The organism is Giesbergeria sp., assembly GCF_028686475.1.
Taxonomy (GTDB): domain Bacteria; phylum Pseudomonadota; class Gammaproteobacteria; order Burkholderiales; family Burkholderiaceae_C; genus Simplicispira.
Window position 1 is genome coordinate 1 of record NZ_JAQUCA010000033.1, and the last position, 19,013, is coordinate 19,013.

At 58.4% G+C, this 19,013-nt stretch carries 20 protein-coding genes and 1 tRNA gene; 13 read left to right on the plus strand and 8 right to left on the minus strand.

Annotation, left to right across the window (positions count from 1 at the left end; genetic code table 11):
• The first annotated feature begins 158 nt into the window (after positions 1-158).
• A tRNA-Ile gene (locus tag PHX60_RS14820) sits at positions 159-235 on the plus strand.
• A gap of 10 nt (positions 236-245) precedes the next feature.
• Here PHX60_RS14820 and PHX60_RS14825 read toward each other — a convergent pair.
• The 3 genes from PHX60_RS14825 to cysQ are packed head-to-tail and all read right to left on the minus strand — an operon-like array spanning position 246 to position 2,006.
• Entirely contained in the window at positions 246-644 is a 399-nt protein-coding gene (locus PHX60_RS14825) for a DUF3717 domain-containing protein (protein ID WP_300079304.1), read from the minus strand.
• A gap of 4 nt (positions 645-648) precedes the next feature.
• Positions 649-1,188 carry a hypothetical protein gene (locus PHX60_RS14830; protein WP_300079307.1) on the minus strand — a complete coding sequence of 180 codons (540 nt, stop codon included), beginning with the start codon at positions 1,186-1,188 and terminating at the stop codon, positions 649-651.
• Complete coding sequence (gene cysQ / locus PHX60_RS14835; RefSeq protein WP_300079309.1) at positions 1,185-2,006, minus strand: 3'(2'),5'-bisphosphate nucleotidase CysQ; 822 nt, start codon at positions 2,004-2,006, stop codon at positions 1,185-1,187. The genes PHX60_RS14830 and cysQ overlap by 4 nt, the downstream gene beginning before the upstream one ends.
• 156 nt (positions 2,007-2,162) lie before the next feature.
• Between cysQ and PHX60_RS14840 the strand changes: the two genes are divergently transcribed.
• Positions 2,163-2,891 carry a TerC family protein gene (locus PHX60_RS14840; RefSeq protein ID WP_300079311.1) on the plus strand — a complete coding sequence of 243 codons (729 nt, stop codon included), beginning with the start codon at positions 2,163-2,165 and terminating at the stop codon, positions 2,889-2,891.
• Positions 2,892-2,923: 32 nt separating this feature from the next.
• Here PHX60_RS14840 and PHX60_RS14845 read toward each other — a convergent pair whose 3' ends face one another.
• Positions 2,924-4,468 carry a M48 family metalloprotease gene (locus PHX60_RS14845; protein WP_300079313.1) on the minus strand — a complete coding sequence of 515 codons (1,545 nt, stop codon included), beginning with the start codon at positions 4,466-4,468 and terminating at the stop codon, positions 2,924-2,926.
• Between the two features lie 126 nt (positions 4,469-4,594).
• Between PHX60_RS14845 and PHX60_RS14850 the strand changes: the two genes are divergently transcribed.
• From PHX60_RS14850 to PHX60_RS14895, 10 genes are all read left to right on the plus strand, one after another.
• Complete coding sequence (locus PHX60_RS14850) at positions 4,595-6,280, plus strand: response regulator (protein ID WP_300079315.1); 1,686 nt, start codon at positions 4,595-4,597, stop codon at positions 6,278-6,280.
• A 30-nt stretch (positions 6,281-6,310) separates the two neighbouring features.
• Positions 6,311-6,781: a peptidylprolyl isomerase gene (locus PHX60_RS14855; protein ID WP_300079317.1), complete on the plus strand. Its 471-nt coding sequence runs from the start codon at positions 6,311-6,313 to the stop codon at positions 6,779-6,781.
• 70 nt (positions 6,782-6,851) lie between these two features.
• A complete protein-coding gene (locus PHX60_RS14860; RefSeq protein ID WP_300079320.1) occupies positions 6,852-8,441 on the plus strand; it encodes an HD family phosphohydrolase in 1,590 nt (529 codons plus the stop codon).
• Positions 8,442-8,525: 84 nt separating this feature from the next.
• On the plus strand, positions 8,526-8,696 hold the full coding sequence (locus tag PHX60_RS14865; RefSeq protein WP_300079322.1) for a hypothetical protein: 171 nt from the start codon (positions 8,526-8,528) through the stop codon (positions 8,694-8,696).
• Between the two features lie 45 nt (positions 8,697-8,741).
• On the plus strand, positions 8,742-9,374 hold the full coding sequence (locus PHX60_RS14870; protein ID WP_300079324.1) for an ABC transporter substrate-binding protein: 633 nt from the start codon (positions 8,742-8,744) through the stop codon (positions 9,372-9,374).
• A gap of 86 nt (positions 9,375-9,460) precedes the next feature.
• Positions 9,461-10,399: a branched-chain amino acid transaminase gene (locus PHX60_RS14875; RefSeq protein WP_300079326.1), complete on the plus strand. Its 939-nt coding sequence runs from the start codon at positions 9,461-9,463 to the stop codon at positions 10,397-10,399.
• A 5-nt stretch (positions 10,400-10,404) separates the two neighbouring features.
• The gene (locus tag PHX60_RS14880) at positions 10,405-10,617 is read left to right on the plus strand and encodes a zinc-finger domain-containing protein (protein ID WP_300079328.1); all 213 of its coding nucleotides are present in this window, start codon (positions 10,405-10,407) and stop codon (positions 10,615-10,617) included.
• A 22-nt stretch (positions 10,618-10,639) separates the two neighbouring features.
• Positions 10,640-11,773, plus strand: a complete 1,134-nt coding sequence (locus PHX60_RS14885) for a glycosyltransferase (protein ID WP_300079330.1) — start codon at positions 10,640-10,642, stop codon at positions 11,771-11,773.
• Complete coding sequence (locus PHX60_RS14890) at positions 11,761-13,056, plus strand: O-antigen ligase family protein (RefSeq protein WP_300079332.1); 1,296 nt, start codon at positions 11,761-11,763, stop codon at positions 13,054-13,056. The genes PHX60_RS14885 and PHX60_RS14890 overlap by 13 nt, the downstream gene beginning before the upstream one ends.
• The gene (locus PHX60_RS14895; RefSeq protein WP_300079334.1) at positions 13,053-14,087 is read left to right on the plus strand and encodes a glycosyltransferase family 2 protein; all 1,035 of its coding nucleotides are present in this window, start codon (positions 13,053-13,055) and stop codon (positions 14,085-14,087) included. The genes PHX60_RS14890 and PHX60_RS14895 overlap by 4 nt, the downstream gene beginning before the upstream one ends.
• A gap of 18 nt (positions 14,088-14,105) precedes the next feature.
• Here the strand turns inward: PHX60_RS14895 and PHX60_RS14900 are convergent, their stop codons facing one another.
• Positions 14,106-15,161 carry a glycosyltransferase gene (locus PHX60_RS14900; RefSeq protein ID WP_300079336.1) on the minus strand — a complete coding sequence of 352 codons (1,056 nt, stop codon included), beginning with the start codon at positions 15,159-15,161 and terminating at the stop codon, positions 14,106-14,108.
• 155 nt (positions 15,162-15,316) lie between these two features.
• Here PHX60_RS14900 and PHX60_RS14905 point away from each other — a divergent pair, with 155 nt between their 5' ends.
• Positions 15,317-16,501, plus strand: a complete 1,185-nt coding sequence (locus PHX60_RS14905; RefSeq protein ID WP_300079339.1) for a GGDEF domain-containing protein — start codon at positions 15,317-15,319, stop codon at positions 16,499-16,501.
• Here PHX60_RS14905 and PHX60_RS14910 read toward each other — a convergent pair.
• The 3 genes from PHX60_RS14910 to PHX60_RS14920 all read right to left on the minus strand — a co-directional run bounded on the left by PHX60_RS14910 (position 16,498) and on the right by PHX60_RS14920 (position 18,807).
• A complete protein-coding gene (locus PHX60_RS14910) occupies positions 16,498-17,694 on the minus strand; it encodes an ATP-binding protein (RefSeq protein ID WP_300079341.1) in 1,197 nt (398 codons plus the stop codon). The two genes, PHX60_RS14905 and PHX60_RS14910, sit on opposite strands and share 4 nt — an antisense overlap.
• 10 nt (positions 17,695-17,704) lie before the next feature.
• Positions 17,705-18,415 (minus strand): response regulator transcription factor, encoded by a 711-nt coding sequence (locus PHX60_RS14915; protein WP_300079343.1) that lies wholly within the window; start codon positions 18,413-18,415, stop codon positions 17,705-17,707.
• Positions 18,416-18,609: 194 nt separating this feature from the next.
• The gene (locus PHX60_RS14920; RefSeq protein ID WP_300079346.1) at positions 18,610-18,807 is read right to left on the minus strand and encodes a hypothetical protein; all 198 of its coding nucleotides are present in this window, start codon (positions 18,805-18,807) and stop codon (positions 18,610-18,612) included.
• Between the last annotated feature and the right edge of the window lie 206 nt (positions 18,808-19,013).

Sequence of the window (19,013 nt, forward strand, 5' to 3'; positions counted from 1 at the left end):
AACAGGACAGTGAAACGACTTTGCGCCGATGATAGTGCGGGTTCCCGTGTGAAAGTAGGTCATCGTCAGGCTCATTACACCAAGCGCACCCCTCTAACTTTTATCGGTTAGAGGGGTTTTGCTTTTTATGCCTATATTTTGGCTACAATGGCTGACGGGGGCCGTTAGCTCAGTTGGTTAGAGCAGAGGACTCATAATCCTTTGGTCGTTGGTTCAAGTCCAACACGGCCTACCACCCTATAAAATCAAGCCCGCTCAGCGTAGCGATTAAAGCGCCATGCGCTGCCTTGGGCCAGAATGCGGTGCCAAACTGCACGTTTTTCTGCTGGGCTAAAAGCCAACCAGTGTTGTACCTCGGTAAAACTGCGGCCACAGCCTTTGCAGTGTTCATCGCCTTGGCTGGTGGAGCAGATGGCAATGCAGGGGGTATCAGGGGTGCTGGTGTACCATGCCAGCCAAGCTTGTTGGCTTGCAGCAGGTAAATCGCTTTCTTCGATGCCTGATGCGCGCGCCAAGGCAAGCAGCGCATAAGTTGGTGCCAGTGCTTGTAGCGGTGCAGCCAAGGGTTGCCCTAAGGTGGCTGGCTGCAATTTGCGCCAATAATTGATGGCGGCCTCTAAATCGGCCAGCGTAATTTGTGCCACGGTGCTAGTGCAGCCAAGTGTTTGGACGGGCGCTGCCCAGCTGTTTTGTCTCTACCAACCATTGCGGCCACAGTGCCACCGGCCAGCCAGCACGCACGTACAGGTCGTAAACGATGTGCAGCCACTGGCGCAGGGGTTGTGCCGCCAAAGTGAGGCTGATGCGCTCGGTGGGTTGCTGGGTGGCTGTTGGGAAGTGCAATTGCAATTGTTCTGGCGTGCTGCTCAATTGCAGGCTATGCACCAACCAAGAGGGGCTTTGTGCAGCACTGCACACCGGCTCTGCTGCCTGTGCCTGCAAGGCAGCTACGGCGGTTTGTTGGGCAAAGCCTTGTACGGCTTCATCGCCCCAACTGGGTGGGCTGTCGTGTTGTTGTAGCCAACTGAACAGGTGCGGTAGCAAGCGGTTGAGTAGGCGTTGCGTTAGCCACAGTACCACGGTGGGTGCTGTGGGCGCATCATCAGCGGAGTTGCTTAGTTCGCCGGTGATGCGAATGCGGTCTTCGGTTTCGACGTATTCAGTGGTCAGTCGTTGCAGGCTGCTCATGGGTGCTGGGTTGTGGCTTGGAGGGGCGTTAAATTTTGTAACCATTGTGCATCGCCTACGGCCAGAAACTCGGGGTTAAGTATCGGGCGCTGCAAGCCATAGCGTAAGCGTTGACCCGCAAAATCGTACACGTGGCCTCCGGCTTGTTCTAGCACGCACTGGGCAGCAGCGGTGTCCCATTGGCTGGTGGGGCCAAAACGGGGGTAGATGTCGGCTTGGCCTTGGGCAATACGGCAAAATTTGAGTGAGCTGCCAGCGGCGACAAAATCATGTGCCAGCGGCAATTGGGCCAGCCAAGCTGCCAATGCGGGGCCACCATGCGAGCGGCTACCCAGCACGCGCAGTGGCGCACCGCTGCGCGCCGGGGCTACGCGCAGGGCCAGCGCGCCGGTGGCTTCGTTGGCTTGGCTTTGCCACGCGCCCAAGCCTTGGGCGGCATAAAATAATTCTCCTGTGGCGGGGGCCAGCACGACTCCGGCCACGGGCTGGCCTTGGTGGATGAGGGCGATGTTGACGGTAAACTCGCCACTGCGCTGCACAAATTCTTTGGTGCCATCGAGGGGGTCCACCAGAAAAAAGGTCTCGGCGTGGCGTGTGCCGGTCGATATGGATTCTTCTGACCAAATAAAAATCCCCGGAAATGCGCTTTCTAAACCAGCGCGGATGCAGCGGTCCGCGCGCAGGTCGGCCTCGGTCAGGGGGGAGGCATCGTCTTTTTGCCAGCTGGCAAAATCTTGGGCATAAACGTCCATGATGTGCTGGCCAGCGGCTTGTGCAATCGCGCACAGGGTCTGAAGTTGTTCAATCGTCGGGTTCATGGGTGCTATGTTGGCACAACATGGCCTGCTGTCGGTGGCGGCCTTTGCAATATCCCCCTGCCCAAGGCGGTGTGTGGCCTCATACTCTCCGTATCGGGTAAGCATGATCAATGTGGTGATGCCTGCCCTTCCGTTTACTGTGATTGAGAATTTTTTATGGACTTTTTATTTGCGCCCGAATTTTGGCTTGCTTTAGGCCAAATTATCATTATTGATATTTTGTTGGGGGGCGACAACGCGGTGGTGATTGCCTTGGCTTGCCGCAAGTTACCGCCCGAGCAGCGCCGCAAAGGGATTATTTGGGGTACGGCAGGGGCCATCATCTTGCGTGTGATTTTGATTGCGTTTGCCATGACGCTGTTGGCACTGCCATTCCTGAAATTTACTGGCGCGCTGCTGCTGGTCTGGATTGGGGTGAAATTGCTGGCCCCGGATGAAGAAGGTCATGGGGATGTGCAAGGCAGCGATAAGCTGCTGGCGGCCATCAAAACCATCATCGTGGCCGATTTGGTGATGAGTGTGGACAACGTGATTGCCATTGCTGGTGCAGCACAAAATGCGGGCGACCATCAGTTGCTGTTGGTCACGCTGGGCTTGCTGATTTCTATCCCCATCATTGTCTGGGGTAGCCAGTTGGTGATTACGCTGATGGAGCGTTTCCCTGTCATTATTACTTTGGGCGGGATGTTGTTGGGCTGGATTGCGGGTGGTATGTTGGTCTCTGACCCGGCCTTGGCCAACCCGGATAAATGGCAATGGATGCTCAAGTTGCCCCAGTCTGACACCCTAAAGTATGCGGCCAGTGTGGGCGGTGCCCTGCTGGTGCTGGGTTTGGGTAAGCTGATTTTGGCGCGCCGCACGGCTGCTTCCCCAGCGGCCCACTAAAAAAGTGATTCCCTCCTCTCCATACCAGCGGTTTAGCGCACTTGCAGGGCGGCTTGTTCTTGGGCCAGTGCTTGCATGGCGCGCAGGCGGGTGTCGATGATGGAGGCTTCGACAAAATCTTGTGCGTTGCGGCTTTGGCGCGCCCAATCTTGCCCAGCTTTCAGGCGGTCTATCGCGGCGGTGTAGTCGTGGTGGGCGGCATGAACTTCGGCTTCGGCGCGGATAGCACGCAAGGTTTGGCCTTGGGCTTGCCAAGCGCTGGCCAAGGCTTGCCACGCGCTGGCATCTTGCGGATAAAGGCTGACCCAAGTTTGCAGTGGTTCTAGCACGTCTGGGGCGCGCCCTAGCGTGCTGGCAATGCGTGCGCGCAACAACAGGCCCGGTCTGTCTTCTTTGCCCAAAGGGGGTAGTTTGCGCCACGCGCTGGCGGCATCACCAGCGGCCAGCTCTACTTCAGCTTCTAGCCATTGGGCCAAGGTGGTGGCGCGCGCATCCTGTTGTACCAAAGCGTGTAAGCGCGGTAGCCATTGGCGTGCTTGGCGTGGCTCGCGTAGGGCATCGGCACTCAAAATGGCGGCATACAGTGCGCCCACTTGCTGTGCGGTGGAGCGCTGGCCAAAGCCGCTGCTTTGTGGTTCGGCCAGCCACTGGCGCAGTCTATCGACACCGGGGCGCGAGAACACGCGCGCGCGCGCGGTCAGCATGGCATGTTCTAGCGTTGGTACGCTGGCTTCTTTGGTTTCTTTGCTGGGTGAATGCAGTGGCAAGCGCGCTTGCATATCGGCTACGCGCTGGGTGGTCAGGGGGTGGCTACGCAAATAGGGCCAAGAGCCGTTGTCATTGAGGCGGTTGGCTTGTTGCAGCTTTTCAAACATGCCGACAAAGCCTTGTGGTGCAAAACCGGCCGGGGCCATCAGGCCGTAGCCGACGCGGTCGGCCTCGCGTTCCATATCGCGTGAGAAGTTGAGCTGATTTTGCACCGCTAGGGCTTGCCCGCCCACGCTGATGGCTTGGGCTGCCTCTGGATTTTTGCTGGCTGCCAGCATGGCCAGTACCAGCGTGCCCAACAACAGCGGTGTTTGCCGGTTTTGCTGCATGAGCAAGCGGGCAATGTGCCGCTGCGTGACGTGGCTGAGTTCGTGCGCCAGCACCGAGGCCAACTCGTCCCGGCTGCCCACCACGGCCAATAAGCCCAAATGCACGCCCAAATAGCCACCGGGCAGGGCAAAGGCATTGACGGAGCGGTCGCGCCCCAACAGCACTTGCCAAGCAAAGTGTTCGTCGAGTTCTGGGGGCAGCTCGCCGCGTGTGCGCGCAGCGGCCAGCAGTGCCTGCCATTGGGTTTGCACATAGTCTTGTAGCACCGGGTCATCCAGATAGTCTGGGTCGCGGTACAGGGTGCGGATGATGCTATCGCCCAATTGGCGCTCGGTGCTGGGGCTGAGGTCTGCGCCCTCGCCCAAGCTGGGCAAGCCCGGCCCGGCCCATGCTGGGGTGCTGGGTGCAAGGCCCGTGGTGGCCAGCGCTACCGACAAGGCCAGCGCACGCAAGCGCAAGGCAAGATGGTTTGGAAGCATGGTTTTTCGGTCTCTGGGGCTAGGGTGCTGCCGTAAAGGAGGCTAAAACAGCCGATTAGGGGGCAGTTTTTTGCTAGATTGTCAGCATTTGCGCCATTGTCAACGCTATCGGGGCAAAATCGGGTTATGAGCTGGCCTTCCAAATCCTTGACCAATGACTTCACCCAGGCTACGGCCTTGGTTGCAGATGCTAATACGACTACCCGCAGTGTGATGGGCGCGCAGCTGCGCGAACTGGGGGTGAAATCCATCCGACAGGTCTCGCGCGCCAGTGATGCGCGCAAGCACCTAGAGGCGCAAACCTTCGACATTGTGCTGTGCGAGCAGAATTTTCCACAAGAATCCGTGACTGGGCAAGACTTGCTGGACGACCTGCGCCGGGGAGGTATGTTGCCGCTGGCTACCATTTTTATCATGGTAACTTCCGAAGCCTCGTACAGTAAAGTGTCCGAGGCGGCTGAGTCGATGCTCGATTGCTATCTGCTCAAGCCGTTCACGGCAGCACGGCTGCAAGAGCGCATCTCGCAAGCGCGCAAGCGCAAAGTGGCGCTGCAAGACATCTACCAAGCGGTCGATTTGCAAGAGTTTGAACGCACGCTGCAACTGTGCCTCTCGCGCTTTTACGAGCGCGGCCAATACCATATGTTTGCCGCTCGCGTCGGCGCTGAATTGTTGTTGCGTTTGGCTAAATTTGAGCAAGCCGAGCATCTGTACCAAGATGTGATTGCCATCGACAACCCGGCTTGGGCGCGCTTGGGCTTGGCGCGTGTACAGCTAGAAATGGGCCAAGCGCACAAAGCCAAGCCGCTGCTAGAAAAGCTGGTAGAAGAAGAGCATGGCTACGCCGATGCCTACGATAACTTGGCGCGTACCCTGATGGAGATGGGCCAGTTTGAAGAAGCCCTGAAAGCACACCAATCTGCCACCGACCTCACGCCCACCTCGATTGCCCGTTTACAGCGCCACGGCATGTTGGCTTGGTATTTGGGCGACAAAGAAAAAGCCCTGAACCTGCTAGAGCGCGCGCGCCGCTTGGGCTTAGGTTCCAAAATGTTTGACGGTCAAACCTTGGCGCTGCTGGCGATGCAACGTTTTGAGATTGACGAGCCTAAACAAGTACGCAGCTTTTTGAATGAGCTGCAACAAATGGCCGACCGCAACCCCGAATCGGTGCGCTTGCAACGCATGGTGCAGGCCCTGCGCGTATTGGATGCCTGTATGCAGCAAGGCGAGCCTGAAACTTTGCAGGCGCTAGAGTTGCTCACCAAAGCCATCCTAGAACCCGATTTTGATTTTGAAGCGGCTTGCAATCTGTTGTCGGTGTTTGCGCTGCTGTCCACGCGCAATGTGGTCTTTGCAGAGATGGAAGGCATGGTGCGTACCTTGGGGATGCGCTTTGCTACCTCGATGGCAATGGCCGAGTTGCTGGTGGGGGCGGCCAAAAAGCACCCCGTGATGTCCGAAATTTTGACCGCCTGTAACACCCAAGTGTTGCGCCTGCTAGAGCAAGCCCTGGCCCCGAGCCGCAATGGCGAACCGCAAAAAACCGTAGAAACTCTGCTGGCCCAAGGCGTGGCCAGCTTGAACGCCAAAATCATCGAAACCGGCTGGCGCGTGTTGCAGCGCTACGAGGCCGACATCATCAATGCCGACGAGTTACGCAGCAAACTAGAGCCGTGGCGGCAAATGCTGGGCACGGCCTACAACAAACCTGTGCTGGGCGACCGCAATATGCGCCAATCGGGCGGTGTAAGTCTGCGCGGCATGGATTCGCCACCGTTGCAACCGACGCTGGCCCCATCTAACCATTAAATTTCATTCAAGTACCCAGAAAGCAGCTTTATGCAAATTACCGAAGATGCCGCTGTCACCGTTCGCTACCAAATTACCACCCCGCAAGGCAAACCGCTAGATGCGGGCACCTTGGCCTATCTGCACGGGGGTTACGAGGGCATTTTTCCGAAAATTGAAGCCGCGTTCGATGGCCAAAGCGTGGGCTTTAGCGCCACGGTTGATTTAGCCGTGGAAGATGCCTTTGGCGCACGCGATGAATCTCTGGTGCGTACTATCCCCAAAAGCGAGTTTCCTCCGGGGGTGAAGGTGGGCGGTCAATTGCAAGGCCCCGGTACAGACGGCCAGCCGCAGATGTACCGCGTGGTCAAAATCAAAGGCCCCGAGGTGCATTTGGATGGCAACCACCCGCTGGCCGGTCAGGCGCTGCGTTTTCAGGGCACCGTGCTAGAAGTGCGCCCCGCCACGGCGAGCGAAATTGAGCACGGGCATGTCCACAGCGCCCACGGCCATCAGCACTGAGGCTGGCGCGCTACAACCGCCTGCTGCTGTGCTGCCATAGCAGCATGGCAGCAAACAACCAAGGGTGGCCATGATGGAAACTATCGACGATTTGTTTCGGCGTTTTGAGCAGCTCAACGAGATTGGCGCTGCCCTGTCCAGCGAGCGCGACCTCAATCGTCTGCTAGAAAAAATTTTACTAGCGGCCAAGGCCATCACCCATGCCGATGGCGGCACTTTGTATTTGCTGACCAAAGAAGGCCAGCATCTGCATTTTGAAATTGTGCGGACCGACTCGCTGGGGATTGCCTTGGGGGGCACCACGGGTTTACCGATTTCTGGCTTGTTTCACGACCTGCCGCTGCAAACTGCCGATGGCAGCCCCAATAACCATCTGGTGGCCGCTTTTGCGGCCAATACCGGCCAAACCGTCAATATTCCAGACGCTTACACCGCCGAGGGTTTTGATTTTTCGGGCACGCGCGCTTTTGACCAGCGCACCGGCTACCGCTCGCAGTCGTTTCTGACCGTGCCCATGAAAAACCACGAGGGCAATTTGATTGGCGTATTGCAGCTGCTCAATGCGCTACACCCTGACACGGGGCAGGTGTGCGTGTTCTCGCAGGCTGACCAGCGCTTGGCCGAGTCTTTGGCCTCGCAAGCCGCGATTGTGTTGAACAATCGGCAATTACTCTACCAATTGGAGGCCTTGTTTGAAGGCTTCATTCAGGCCATTAACGTGGCCATTGATGATAAATCGCCCTACACCGGCGGCCACTGCCAGCGCGTGCCCGAACTGACCATGATGCTGGCGCGTGCCGTCAATGCCACGCAAGAGGGGCCACTGGCGCAGGTGCATTTAAGCGATAAAGATTTTTACGAGTTACGCATTGCCGCCCTGCTGCACGATTGTGGCAAGGTGACCACGCCCGTGCATGTGGTGGACAAGGCCACCAAACTGCAAACCTTGTACGACCGCATTCACGAAATTGATACCCGCTGGGAAGTCATAAAGCGCGATGCCTTGGTGCGCCAGTGGCAAGCGATTGCCCAAGGGGCCGCTGCCGCCCAAGCCCAAGCAGAATGCGCTGCCTTTTGCGCCCAATGCGATGCCGACCGCGACTTTTTGCACCGTGCCAATTTGGGCGGTGAGCGCATGGCCGAGGCCGATGTGCAGCGCGTGCGCCACATTGGCAGCCATTACCGCTGGCAAACCCCCGCTGGCACCGAGGCCGCGTTGCTCAGCGACGAAGAAATAGACAACCTGATGGTACGTGCTGGTACCCTCAATGCGGCCGAGCGTGAAATCATTAACCACCATATTGTGGCCACCATCAAAATGCTGCAAAGCCTGCCGTGGCCGCAGCATTTGCAAAATGTGCCCGAATATGCGGGCGGCCACCATGAGCGCATGGATGGCACCGGCTACCCCAATGGCCTCAAGCGCGAACAAATGAGCTGGCAAGCGCGCATGATGGGCATTGCCGATATTTTTGAAGCCCTGACCGCGCACGACCGCCCCTACAAGCAAGCCATGCCGTTATCGCAGGCGCTGGATATTTTGCGTGGCTTCAAAGAGCGTGGCCACATTGACCCGGATTTGTACGAGGTGTTTGTGCGCCAGCAGGTTTATCGCCAATATGCCGAGGCGTTTTTAGCCCCTGAGCAGCGCGATTGTTAGCATTGTTGTACGCACTGCACCTGTTTTGCCTTCAATGCAATTTTCTGCACAACACGCTATTGCAATTAAATGGATGGAGACACCATGGCTTTTTTTCGCAAATCTGGCACGGTGCTGCTGTGTGGCCTGGTGCTGGGCGGGGCCGTACAGGCCGATGAGGTAGTGTTTGTGCAACAAAGCCTAAGCATGTCATCGGTGGTGCGAACATTTTTCCGTTTCGCAGTGGTTATGCCAACGAGATTGAAGCCTTGCTAAAAGAAGCCAAAAATTGGGGGGCGCGATGCCATTTTGGTGGTCAGCATGAACATTGCTTTTGGCCCGATGCTGTCGAAGTTGGCGCTGGAGCGTGTGCCAGCGCTAGGTTTAAAAGTGGTGTCGCACTCGGTACTCGATGCTAAATCCGACAACATAGAGGCCAGCATACAGGCTGCCGTGAAAGACACCACGGCAGCGCAACCCAAGGCCATCTTGGTATTGGCCTCTGGTCGCCCGGCCTACGAGTTTGTGCGCGCCATGCGTGCCGGCCCTGGTGGTGCGATGCAGATGTACGGCGTATCGGTGTTGCTGCACGATGATTTGGTGGCCCACGCGGGCAAAGACAAGGCGTGCGGCATGGTGTTAAGCCAATCGTTGCCTTACCCCTACACCATGTACAAGCCACTCATCACCGAATACCAGCAAACCATGCGCCGCTTTGCGCCGAAAGAGCCGATGAGTTACTCTAGCCTAGAGGGCTTTGCCGGGGCCAAAATTGCAGCCGAGGCGGTGCGCCGTGCTGGCACACCATCGCGCGAGCGCGTTTTGGCCGCACTCCAGCAGTTGGGTAATTACGACTTGGGCGGTGTGAGCGTGAACTATGGCCCCAATGGTCGCCAAGGCTGGGGTGGGGTCGAACTGACCATTGTGAACTCGGAAGGCCATTTGCGTAAATGAGTGGCCACCGCGATGCTGCACCTGTGGCCCCTACGCCGTAAAATGGTCAGTTTTGCGACTCCCTGCAACCCCCAAAGGATACCCCAATGAGCCCCGTGATTCCCTCGATGGCCGACCGTGACGGCAAAATCTGGATGGATGGCCAGATGGTGGATTGGCGCGATGCCAAAATCCACGTGCTGACCCACACCCTGCACTATGGCTGCGGTGTTTTTGAGGGCGTGCGCGCCTACAACACCGTCAACGGTACTGCGGTTTTTCGCCTAGAGGAACACACCGACCGCCTGTTCAATAGCGCCAAAATTTTGCGGATGAAGCTGCCCTTCAGCAAAGAAGAGGTCAACGAGGCACAAAAAGCCGTCATCCGCGAGAACAAGTTAGAAAGTGGCTACATTCGCCCCTTGGTTTGGATTGGTGACCAAAAGTTGGGCGTTTCGCCCAAGGGCAACCAAATCCACGTTATGGCCGCAGCTTGGGCTTGGGGTGCTTACCTGGGCGAAGAAGGCATGAAGCGCGGTATCCGCGTCAAAACCAGCAGCTACACGCGCCACCACGTCAACATCACCATGACGCAGGCCAAGGCCGTGAGCAACTACAGCAACTCCATCTTGGCCAACATGGAAGCCACCGATGATGGCTACGATGAAGCCCTGCTGCTGGATGCCGCCGGTTTTGTCTCGGAAGGTGCGGGCGAGAACATTTTCATCATCAAAAACGGCGTGATTTACACCCCCGATTTGTCAGCCGGTGCGCTCAACGGTATCACGCGCAACACCATTTTTCACATCGCCAAAGATTTGGGCTTGGAAATCGTGCAAAAACGCATCACGCGCGATGAAGTTTATATCGCCGATGAAGCCTTCTTTACCGGCACCGCCGCTGAAGTCACGCCCATTCGTGAACTCGACCGCCTCGAAATCGGTTGCGGCAGCCGTGGTCCCATCACCGAAAAAATCCAAGCTGCGTTCTTTGACATCGTCAATGGCCGCAATCCGCAATACGCCCACTGGCTCACCAAGGTCTGATTGCCATGTCCCAAGCTGCTGCTGTTGTTGAACTGTTGGCCTCGGAGCTCAACCGCCAAGGGGGTGTTTTTTGCCCCAACCCCAAAGCGGGCATGAAGCTGTGGAACACCCATCCTAAAGTCTATGTGGATGTGGCGCATACCGGCGAGGGCAAGTGCCCCTATTGTGGCACGGTGTACCGCCTGAAGGCGGGGGAGCATTTCCACGGCGGCCACTGAAGGTGCAGTGCCGCCCTTGGCCATGCAGGCACAAGATATAGCGCGCCCGCTCAGGGTGCTGCATTTTGTAACGGGTGGGTTTTCGGGTGCGACGCAGGTGGCGGTGGATTTGTGCCTAGCGGCACGCGAAGACCCCGGCATACAAACGCTGTTGGTGTTGCGCCGCAAGCGCAATACCTCGGCGGCGCGGGTGCAGCAGTTGCGCGACCAAGGCTTGCAAGTGCAAGTGGTGTCTAACTGGCTGCACCTGCTCACCGTGTGGGAGCTACGCAAAATCATGCGTGCTTGGCGGCCTGATGTGGTGTTTGCCCACGGCTTTAGTGACCACATTTGGGGGCGGCGTGCTGCCGTGGCCGAAGGGGTGCCGTGCATCTACCATGTAGAGCATAACTCCCACGAGCGCTATACCCCCCGGCGTTTGCGCCAAGCCTTGGCCCTGCAACCCTATACCCAAGCCAGTATTGGCGTGTCCGAAGGGGTACGTACCGCGCTGATAGAGCGTGGGTTTGCGCCCGAGCGTTGTTTGGCCATTCCGAACGGCATTGCGCTGGAGCGCTTTCCTGATGCCTTGTTGCCCCCACATTGGCAGCAGCGCGAGGCGGCTATCCTGATGGCCTCGCGTTTTGCCCGGCAAAAAGACCATGCCACGCTGATACAGGCGCTGGCACTGTTGCGCCAACGGGGCCTCAGGCCGGTGCTGTATTTGGCGGGTGCGGGCAGCGCACGGCTACGCGCCCAAGCCGAGGCTTTGGTGCGTCAACTCGATTTGCAAGAGCAGGTGCAGTTTTTGGGCAATGTGGCCGATGTGCCGCAGCGTCTGGCATCGACCCAGTTGTTTGTGTTGTCCACGCATTGGGAAGGGATGCCCTTGGCCTTGGTAGAGGCGATGGCTGCTGGTTGTGCTTGCGTTGGCTCAGAAGTGCTGGGCGTGCGCGAGCTCATCGCCCATGAGCGCACCGGCTTGCTGGTGCCCCATGCCGATGCCAATGCCTTGGCCGATGCCTTGCAGCGGCTTTTACAAAACCCGGCGCTGGCCCAGCGTTTAGGGCAGGCAGCGCGCCGCCATGCTGTGGCAAATTTTGGGCGCGACCAAATGTGGCAGCGCTACCGTGCTTTGCTCAACGTACCCCCAGCACCCGCTTTATGCTCAAACTGAATGATTTTCCCAGCAAAGTGACGGCGCTGGCGGCTTTTTTGTTGGCCGCGCTGGCTATTTGGGTACCTTCGGGCTATTCCTATGCGGCAGTGTTGCTGCTGTTGGGCGCGCTGTGCTTTGCACCGCGTTGGCTACGCCAGCCGCCCGAGTCTGCCACGCTCAAGCTGGCGCTGTTGTTTGCTGGCATGGGCTGCATGTGGTTTTTGCTCTCTTTAGACCACGGCGCGGCGCGTTGGGACAAAGGCAGCAAATGGCTGCTGGGCATCCCTTGCCTGTTTTTTATTGTGGCCTATCCCCCGCCGCCCAAGGCTTTTATGGCTGGCGTGCCCTTGGGCTGTATCGGCATGGGGGCGCTGGCGGTGTGGCAGACTACAGGCCAAGGCTTGGAGCGGGCCACGGGGTTTACCAATGCCATCCAGTGGGGTAACTTGGCCTTGTTGCTGGCCTGCATGGCTGGTGTGTGTGTGGCGGTGTTTTGGCGGCTACGCGCCTGGACTTGGCGGCTCCTGATGTGCGCGGCGGTGGTGGCTGGGATAGCTGCTTCGTTGTTGTCGCAATCGCGCGGCGGCTGGCTGGCGTTGTTGCTGGTGTTTCCGGTGTTGTTGCTGCAAGTGCGGCAAATCCGTCCCCAGTGGTTCGGGCGTTTGTTGCTGTTGTCGTTGGCTTTGGTGGCGGTGGTGGTGGCGGTGCTGGCGTTTACCCCCAGCTTCAACGAAAGAATCGCCCTGGCCGTGACCGAGATACAAAGCTACTTGAGTACCCGCAATGGCAACACCTCGATAGGCAATCGGCTAGACCAATACCGCTTGGTCGCGCAGATGATTCCAGAAAAACCTTGGCTGGGCTGGGGCGCACATGGCTTTGTGCAAGAAATGGAGCAACGGGTAGCCCGTGGTGAGTTTGCGCCGATGCTGGTGCATTACCCACAAATTCACAATGATTTTTTGGATGTGTGGGTCAAGGTGGGCCTGTGGGGGGTGGCGTTGCAGGCAGTTTTGTTTGCCTATGTGCTTTCCCTTTTTTGGCCCAGCCAGCAACGCTTGCAACGCTGGCCCGAAGATTCATGGCACTGGCACGAAGCCTTGGCTTTGCGCGCTATGGGCAGTTTGGTGCCAGTATGCTACTTGGTGTTTGGCATGTCGCAGCCATTTTTTAACCACAACAGTGGCATCATGTTTTTTGTGTTTTATGTGGCGGTGCTGTGGGCGGCACTGCGTGGTTTAGAACGGGGCGCACGCACGCCAAGTGGCCAGAGCGACAAGCCCGAGGTGGTGCCCGCATGATGTGGCTCAGCATTTTGGTGCCCGTTTATAACGTGCAAAGCTACCTTGAAGAATGCCTGAACTCGGTGATAACGCAATGGCCGCCCGAAGGCGGGGTGCAGGTGTTGGTGTTGGATGATTGCTCCACCGATGGCTCGTGGGCCTTGATGCAGCAACTGAGCGCACGCTGGCCGGGGCGCTTGCAGCTGCTACGCCACCAGCACAACGCGGGCCTCAGTGCGGCGCGCAACACCATGATAGATGCCGCCACGGGTGATTATTTGTGGTTTTTAGATTCGGACGACAAACTGCTGCCCGGTGCCATCGCCCATTTACATGGCATTGTGCGCCAGCACGCACCCGATGTGGTGCTGTGCGATTTTCAGGTGTGGCGCGAACGAGTGCAGCTCAAGCACCGTTTGCGCGGCGAGGCCCACAAGCGCAGCTTTGATGGCCCAGCAGATGGCTTAGTGCGCCAGCGTAGTCAACTTTTAACAGGGATGCTGATGATGGGCCAACTCCATGCTTGGTCCAAAATTTCACGGCGGGCTTTGTGGGCTGGCACAGACAGTGCCGCTGCCTTGCGTTTTCCGGTGGGGCGCTATTTTGAGGATATGGCCACCATGCCGCTGCTGGCATTGCGTGCCGACAGTTTTTTTTACGCCCCACAGCCTTGGGTGGCTTACCGCCAGCGTGCCAGTAGCATTTTGGCCACCATGAACACCGCGAAGGCGCTAGACCTTTCAGCCGCCTTGCTCGGTTTGGCCCACGCGCTACACACAGCGCCCCAGTTAGCGCAGCAGCCTGCCCTGCGCTTTGCGCTGGCACACCAAGCCGCACGCAGCCTGATGGGGGCTATGCGCTATATCTGCCAGTCTGGTGCTGGCGCGGCAGGGCCAGTACCCTCGGTGCTGGCCGAGCAGTTACGGCACAATTTTCGTGCGGCTTCGCCGCTTTCTCCGGAAGCGTTGGCCAGTGCTTATTTGCGGCGCGGTTGGTGGTTGCGGCGGCGCAAATTTTTGCGTTGGTTTCAGGCTACGCCCACGCCCTAAGCGCTGCCTGTTCACGCCCTACGCGGCTTTGGCTACTGCCTGAAAAAACACTGCCAACTCTGCGGCGATGTCGGTTGGGTCAAACTGCGCCCGGCAGCGTTGGGTCACTATGGTACTTTGGCCTTGCTGGTATTGCTCGATAGCCAAGCGCAAGGCTTGGGCGATGCTTTCGGGGCTATCGAGCAGTGGATACGGGCAGTGATCGCCAAAATTAACGGCAAAGGCTTCGGGCAAGCGCTCTGGGGTAATGGCCCCAAAGCAGCCGCCAAAGCCCAAACCCACCCCGGCACAGCCACGCACCAGCCCTTCCATCAGCGCATAGCCAGCCCCAGTGAGTACGTCGGTGCGCGCTAACAAGGGCGCTGGGTTGGCCACCATGCCGGTAAAGTTGACCGACAAGCCCAAATCTTGTGCTTGTTTTTTCAGTGCTGCCAAATGGCTGCCACCGCCAATCACTTGTAAGTGGAATTGTGCGGCGTTGGGCAAAGAGGCCACGGCTTGCAGCCAAGCGCCGCACCGTGGGCCTTTTTGGCCGCTCAGGCGCGAGCAATAGCTCAACACCAAGGGCTGCCCTGCTTGGTAGGGCGCACGCAATGGGGCTGCTGCCAGTGGCAAGCGGCTCAGTAAAAAGGCCGGACGTGCCACGCCCACAGGCCATGAAGGCGCTTGCACCAGCGTTTGATACATCTGGTCTAGGGTGTTGCTCATCGTCACAATGCCACTGGCATTGGTATAAAGCGCTGCCCATTGCGCCATGCGCTGGGGCGAGTGCCCATTGTGCATACAGGCCACCCACGGAATGCCCAAGGTTTGGCGCAGGCGGTGTGCTAACCGGGCTTGTGTGTAGTGGCTGACATAAATCACATCGGGCCGCCAAGCCGCCACTGCGCCGCGCACGAGCGGTTCTAACTGCGGGTGCAATAGCCACGTGCGCGGGTCTTGCCGCCAGCGGCCTTGCTCGCCCGGCCATAGCGCTACCGCGTGCCCTTGGGCTTGCAGGGCTTGGGTGAGCATACGGTGGTAGGTGGTGATGCCGTTGGTGGAGTGGTCGCGCAGCAGTTTGAGAATACGCATGGCCTAAAAATTCTCAATGCGCCAAAAAACGGCAAGATGGCAAAGGTTCAAAAGAGTCATGGCGGTATTGTTCTTGGGCTTGGCTACCTTGTCTAAGGCATAAGATGGCGGCTATTGGGTGCGCCCGCACCTGTACCAAGAAAGGATTGTCCCCCATGCCGATTGATATGCCCACGCTGTTGTTGGCCATTGTGGTGGTGGCCTTCTCTATGGGCTCGGCGGTGCTGGTGTCGGGCTGGCGCTTGCCCACCCGCGATGGCCTGGCCTTATGGGGCCTTGGGTTGCTGCTGGTGGCGGCAGGTTTTGTGCTGTTTGGGCTGTACAGCTGGGTTCACCAGCCTTGGCTGCTGTGGCTGGGCAATGTGTTGCTGGCGCTGTCGTTTGTCTTGATTTTGCTAGCGCTGGATTCTTTTCACCAGCGACGCTATTCTGTTTGGTGCTTGGCTGGGCCAGTGTGGTTGGTGGCTGGCTTATCTTGGGTTTTTTTAGAGCAGCCTCGGCTGCGGGTGCCCAGCGTCAATGCAGTGCTTATGGTGCAATGGATGATGGTGGCCTCTAGCACGCTACGTTGTCACAATACCTCCCTAGACCGTGGGCGTTGGTTGTTGCTGGGTGGGGCCACGCTGATGGCACTGGTCTATTTGGTGCGCTTGTATTGCCTGTGGGGAGGCTGCGAGTGGGGCTTGGAACTACACCGCCAGCCAGAATTGCCCCAGGTACTGACCTATTTGGCCTGTTTGGTCGGCTTGGTGTTTGTCACGCTGGGTTATGTGCTAATGACGCGCGAGCAAGCCGAGGCCGAATTTCGGCAACATGCGCGGCTGGATGCCCTGACGGGGGTGCCCAACCGCAGTGCCTTTTTGGATACCTTCCAGCATGTGCTGGCCCAAGCGGCACGCGGACACTGGCCGGTGTCTTTGCTCATGGCGGACATTGACAAGTTCAAGGCCGTGAATGATACCTACGGCCATTTGGCGGGTGATGCGGTACTCAAGGCGGTGGCGCAGCGCTTGCAAGCGGGTTTGCGCGCCCAAGATACTTTGGGGCGCTACGGCGGTGAAGAGTTTTTGGTGTTGCTGCCCGATACCCCCATGACAGGGGCGGCCACCTTGGCCCAACATCTGCGCTATACCGTGGAGCAACTGGCGGTACCTTGGGAGGGCCAAACCATTCGCGTCACCATCAGCATTGGCGTGTATGGCTGTATTCCGCAAGGCGTGCAAGATGCACAGGCCCTGATTGACCGGGCCGACCAAGCCATGTACGCGGCCAAACGTGGCGGGCGCAACCGGGTAGAAATGGCCGATGGTTTGCTGCCGGTGCAGCCGGTGCCGACCTAAGGGGCGCTGGTTTGCAAAGGCAGGCGCAACACAAAGCAGGCTCCGCCACCCAGGTGGTCTTGGCAATGCACCCGGCCTTGGTGGCGCAAGGCAATCGAGCGCACCAGCGCCAGCCCCAAGCCCACCCCCCCAGCGCGTTCACTGGCACCGGGCAATCTAAAGAATGGCTCAAAAATGCGTTCGCGCAGCGCTTCGGGCACGCCGGGGCCTTGGTCACAGACTTCCACTTGGGCCATATCGCCGTGGCGGCGTAGCACCACCGTAATATCGCCTTGGCTATAACGGCGCGCGTTTTCTAGCAAATTACGCAAGGCGCGGCGCAGCAGTTTGGCCACCCCCACCACCTCCAGGGTGTCGGTGCCAGCATCCAAATCGGCCCCTACGCGCGCGCATTCTTCTGCGGCCAATCCAATCAAATCGACCAGCTCGACCGTGCCAATATCAACCTCCAGCGCATCCAAGCGGCTGGCCAGCAAAATCTCATCGACCAATTGGTCTAGTTCGGCAATGTTGTGCAAAATCTCAGTCCGAAAGGCTGGCGCTGGTTGCGCGGTGTCCAGCAGCTCTAATCCCATGCGGATGCGCGTTAAGGGTGAGCGCAATTCGTGCGAGGCATTGGCCAGTAAAGATTTATGCGATTGCACCAGCGCCTCGATGCGGCTGGCGGCGGCGTTGAACTGGCGTGATAAATCGGCCACCTCATCATCGCCCTGCACTGGCACCCGGATGCTTAAATTGCCCTCGCCAAAGCGCTGCACACTGCGCTGCAAAACCTGCAAGCGCTTGAGCAAGCGGCGCACCACCGGAAACGCTCCCAGCGCTACGGCCAGCCCCACCACGCCCAACATCCAGACAAAGCCCAAGGGTGGACGCAGCCAAAAAGCGGCGGTTTTATCTGGCGGTGGTGGACTCGTGGTCATTTCTAAGCGATACGACTGGCCATTGTCTAATTGAAACTGAAACGTCGGCGTTGGCCCCGGCACCCGTTGCGCGGTGCCATGCCCAATCAGCACCCCTTTGGTATCGCGTAACAAAATGTTGCGTGCTACCGGGGTAGCGGTTTGCAAATGGTATTCTGCTGCGACGCGCCAAGCCCAGCCCACCAGCAGCATCAGCAGCGCCACCACACTCACTACGGCCAGCCAAATACGCAGGTGTAGGCGCTGAGAGAATAAACGCAGCAAGGACCTCATGGCACGGCACTCAATCTTGCTGTTTGGCAAACACATAGCCCACTCCGCGCACGGTCAGGATGCGGCGCGGGTTTTTGGCATCTTGTTCAATCGCAGCGCGGATGCGGCCCATGTGGACATCTATCGAGCGGTCAAAGGCTTCTAACTCGCGTCCGCGCACCGCCTCCATGATTTGCTCGCGCGTGAGTACGCGCCCGGCGCGCTCGGCCAGCGTGACCAATAAATCAAACTGGTACGAGGTCAAGTCACACGGCTGACCTGCCACCGCCACGGTGCGCGCGTCGCGGTCAATTTCTAGCGTACCAAAGCGCATCGGTGCGCTGTGGGGCGGTGGGCCATCGCTGCGGCGGCGCAAAATAGCCCGAATGCGTGCCAGCAACTCGCGTGGCTCGAACGGTTTGGGCAGGTAATCATCGGCCCCCAGTTCTAGCCCAATCACGCGGTCCATGGGGTCGCCTTTGGCGGTGAGCATCAACACTGGCACCCGCGCTGCTGCACCGGGCAAACTGCGAATTGTGCGGCACACGTCTAGGCCATCCATATCGGGCAGCATTAAATCCAAAATCACCAAATCCGGCAGCCGCGTGCCATTGGACAACTGCGCTAAACCGCTGCCGCCATCGGCGCAGTGGGTAAGCTGCATGGCGGCTTGGCTCAGGTATTCGGCCACCATGTGGGCCAAACGGGCATCGTCTTCAATCATTAGCAGGTGTGCGTTCATGGACCCCCCAGAGTCGTGGTAGTGCTGCAAGCATCGCGCCAGCGCGTCAGGGCTGCTTGTCGTGCGCGTAAAGGCGTGGTAAAGGAAAGGCTTGGCTGTCGCATTTTGCCCAACGGAGGCGGTGCGCCAGCAAACAGGTCAGCCAAGCTGGCGCAGCCGCCGCATATCAGTTTGCAGCGACTGGGGCGCACTCATCACGATACGGGCGAAAGCTGGGTGGTGTGGGTTGAGCAAAATATTGCGCTCAGGCGCTGGGCCAGCTGGCGCACGACGACATTCTGGCACGAGCCATCGCTGCCCAGTGCTTGCTCGAAGGCACCTCCAGGATACTGGGCAAACTGCTGGCGCAGCAAATGCGCCTCATCAAAATGCTTGGATTGGTTATCCTTCATGCGGGCTGACTTTTTGGTGGTTCTCGGGGCTTATCTTTGTCCTGAATCCGTGAATTCATGTCAAAAATCTCCAGTTTCTCTATTGAAATCAATAGTTTAGGCTCCAAATACTGTTCACCCAGCAGGTGAATCCCCATGCCCAATTTCATTCTCAAACAGTTGCCCTACGACCTGAGCGGCCAGGCCGGTCTGGCCTTGATTGGCAA